The 2,643-nt window shown below is 44.0% G+C and carries 6 protein-coding genes; 3 read left to right on the top strand and 3 right to left on the bottom strand.

Translation table 11 applies throughout. The features are described from left to right. The first annotated feature begins 274 nt into the window (after nt 1-274). Together LU351_RS20220 and LU351_RS20215 are read left to right on the top strand one after the other, a co-directional pair. Nucleotides 275-952: an RHS repeat-associated core domain-containing protein gene (locus LU351_RS20220; protein ID WP_332840169.1), complete on the top strand. Its 678-nt coding sequence runs from the start codon at nt 275-277 to the stop codon at nt 950-952. Then, the gene (locus LU351_RS20215; protein WP_232595895.1) at nt 933-1,397 is read left to right on the top strand and encodes a hypothetical protein; all 465 of its coding nucleotides are present in this window, start codon (nt 933-935) and stop codon (nt 1,395-1,397) included. Before LU351_RS20220 ends, LU351_RS20215 begins: the two co-directional genes overlap by 20 nt. A gap of 64 nt (nt 1,398-1,461) precedes the next feature. Here LU351_RS20215 and LU351_RS20210 read toward each other — a convergent pair whose 3' ends face one another. From LU351_RS20210 to LU351_RS20200, 3 genes are read right to left on the bottom strand one after another with little or no spacing between them, the layout of a single operon-like run. After that, nucleotides 1,462-1,662, bottom strand: coding sequence for a hypothetical protein (locus LU351_RS20210; RefSeq protein WP_232595894.1), 201 nt, complete (start codon nt 1,660-1,662; stop codon nt 1,462-1,464). A 4-nt stretch (nt 1,663-1,666) separates the two neighbouring features. Next, the gene (locus tag LU351_RS20205) at nt 1,667-1,960 is read right to left on the bottom strand and encodes a BrnT family toxin (RefSeq protein WP_232595893.1); all 294 of its coding nucleotides are present in this window, start codon (nt 1,958-1,960) and stop codon (nt 1,667-1,669) included. Between the two features lie 3 nt (nt 1,961-1,963). Then, nucleotides 1,964-2,353, bottom strand: coding sequence for a helix-turn-helix domain-containing protein (locus tag LU351_RS20200; RefSeq protein WP_232595892.1), 390 nt, complete (start codon nt 2,351-2,353; stop codon nt 1,964-1,966). A gap of 102 nt (nt 2,354-2,455) precedes the next feature. On the opposite strand from LU351_RS20200, the gene LU351_RS20195 reads away from it, so the two are divergent. Then, nucleotides 2,456-2,643: CHC2 zinc finger domain-containing protein (locus LU351_RS20195; protein WP_232595891.1), on the top strand; the 188-nt coding region annotated here is incomplete at its 3' end.

Here is a 2,643-nt window from a genome sequence, read left to right as displayed (position 1 = left end):
GATCGAATGGACTTTATCCCGGATGGTTACAGCGTGGTTGAAGCGTGGGATCGCATCGATGATCTTCAGGAAATCGTGAGAAAAATACGGAGTGAATACGATGACTTAGTGGTGCCTTGGTAAGGCCTTGGTAAGGCCCAAGGGGCGCTAGCGCGCCCCTAATTTATAGAAAAAAGTGCCTCGGGAAAATTTTTTGTTTAGACTGCGCTAATGCCGGCGAAAAATGCAGTTAAGTGTCTGAAAGCACTAGGAAAAAAGGGATTGCGGGTATGATCTGCATGTAGGGGGATGTTTCCTGCAAGTAGACCCGATTGGGTATGAAGATCAGATGAATCTTTATGCTTATGTGCATAATGATCCTGTGACGATGGTTGATCCTACTGGCGAGTTTGGTGTGTTTGGTGCTGTTATAGGTGGTTTTGCGTCTGCTGGAGCATCATATATATCTGGTCAGAGAGGGATGAATGTGGTTGTTGCTGGTGTTGCTGGAGCTGCTGTTGGCGCAGTCACTGGTGGTGTAGGTGCTGTTGCAAAATTAGGTGCTCAGATGTCTGCCGCTGGTATAGGAGCTAGTACGGCCGCTGGCGTTTCAACTGTAGCAGTTGCTGGAGTTTCAGGCGCGGCAGGTAATGCCCTGGGGCAGGGGGCAAATATGGCAATGGACGCAGCACAGGGAAAAGAAGTGCGAGATTTCGATGGTCAACAAGTGGCTACGGCTGGAGCTATTGCAGCATTCGCTGCAGCGCCAATGGCAGTTGCTGCTTCCTCCGAAATGGGTATTTCTACTTCATTATCTGCGAGTACTTATGAGGCTGTCGCCGGAGTTTCCCAAGTTGGAAAAGCGGCTGAGGGCGTTCTCGCGTCTTCTGCTGCCTTAGTTGATGGGGCTATTACTGGGTCTATGAATAATGGGTCCTCTTCTGAGGAGATACGTGAAAATATTAATAATTAAAACAGAGCATAAAATAGCACTGGTATTGGCTTTTATTTTTTTTCTAGGTTACCAGTTGACTCCTGAACCTTCATTAAATGAGTTGGTGTCATTTGAAGGAGAGGTAAAAAGTGTTAACAAGAAAAAAGCAGCTGGCTTCACAATGTATCTAGTCTCTGAGGATGGTGAAACTAAAGTGTTCAATATTCCAAACTCTAGCAAGGTAATAAATAAGGAAATAAGCTTGTTAAGTGACGCTTATATTGTAGAAGTTTTGTATGACCCTCGCTATTCAATGAAAGGAAACAGTTTTGATGTGTGGCAGTTGAAAAGAGATGAGGCTATTTTGATTGGTTATGATGAAAGTAGAGATACAGCGAAGCTTTATTCGCTTATTTTTATCTCTTGCTCATTATTTTCATTTTTTGTTTTTTTAATGTTGCAAGTCTTCAGTAAAAAAACTTGATAATAGTGGCGCATTTGCTCCTACAACCCGAAAAAGCGGCAAGGCCTCCACCTTAGCCGCTTTTTTATTTAACCCCTTCAATTAACGCAATATCCTTTTTCAACAGATCGTTGATCATTTTATTTAATTCAACACCTTTACTCTTCGCCTTGTCTGTAAAATAAACCAATACATCATGGTCGAGATAGACTGGTAAGTTCATGGTTGTGTTGGGTTTAAAAAACTTTCCACGCTGCCCTTTGGTAAAATCGTATTCGTCACGCATTGGTTTACCCTTCGTATTGTTTAATCTCATGCTTGGTGGCGGATCTGGCAGATATTAGCCGGATGGTCACCGTGTTGTCTTGTTGGTCACGATACGTGTGAACCACCACCAAATAGTGTTGACCGTTGACTTGGCCTAACGTTACCCAGCGGTCTTCGTCATTGTTGGAGCTGTCTTCATCAAAAATAGTCAGTGCCATAGGGTCATTGAACACTGCTGTAGCTTGTTCAAAGGTCACGCCATGTTTTATGGCATTGGTGTTTGCCTTTACGGGATCCCATTCAAAATTATATTGCACTTTTTAGTCCTTCACCGTTGTTTGTCGAGCGGTATCCCACCGGCGGCTCTGGTACTTGATAATCATCCCATCGAGTAGTTCTTTGACAATCAGTTTCTCATCTGGCGCCAAATGGCTAATGGCCTCAAATTGTAACCTTAGTTGCTCATCGGGGCCGCGTTCTTCTTCGTCAAAGGCAAGAGAATCAATGGTTACGCTCATGGATACGGCAATTTTTTTTAAGACATCCAACGAAGGTTGGGTAGTACCTGCTTCATAACGCCGTACTTGATTGACATGAACACCGATAGCATCGGCCATTTCCTGTTGGGTCAAATCACGTTCACGGCGTAAGGCAATGAGTCGTTCTTGAATACTCATGCTGTACGTCCAAAGGTTATTGAAGTGACCCATGATGATATCTCCAGGTAACCAAGTGAGGTTGTAAAATATACCAATAATGGTGTATAAATAAAACCTTAAATGGGTATTGACAGGTTTTTAGGGGTACAAAGTATGGCACGCTTACCAGACGAGGTAGTTCACCGAATAAAAAACGAGGTGTCGTTGCTGCGGTTGGTGGAAAGCCAAGGGTATAAACTCACCCAACAAGGCAAAGACTACGTGGTGAGCTGCCCTTTCCATGAGGAAAACACCGCCTCTTGTGTGATCAGCCCTAAAACCAACCTGTTCCATTGCTTTGG

Source organism: Marinibactrum halimedae (genome assembly GCF_021234875.1).
Classification (GTDB): Bacteria; Pseudomonadota; Gammaproteobacteria; order Pseudomonadales; family Cellvibrionaceae; genus Marinibactrum; species Marinibactrum halimedae.
Note: the sequence above shows the minus strand (reverse complement) of the source record. Positions and strands in the feature narration are given on the sequence as shown.

Coding starts and splice junctions, on each gene's coding strand:
- LU351_RS20210 (WP_232595894.1), bottom strand. CDS start 1,662: ATGCGTGACGAATACGATTTTACCAAAGGGCAGCGTGGAAAGTTTTTT.
- LU351_RS20200 (WP_232595892.1), bottom strand. CDS start 2,353: ATGGGTCACTTCAATAACCTTTGGACGTACAGCATGAGTATTCAAGAA.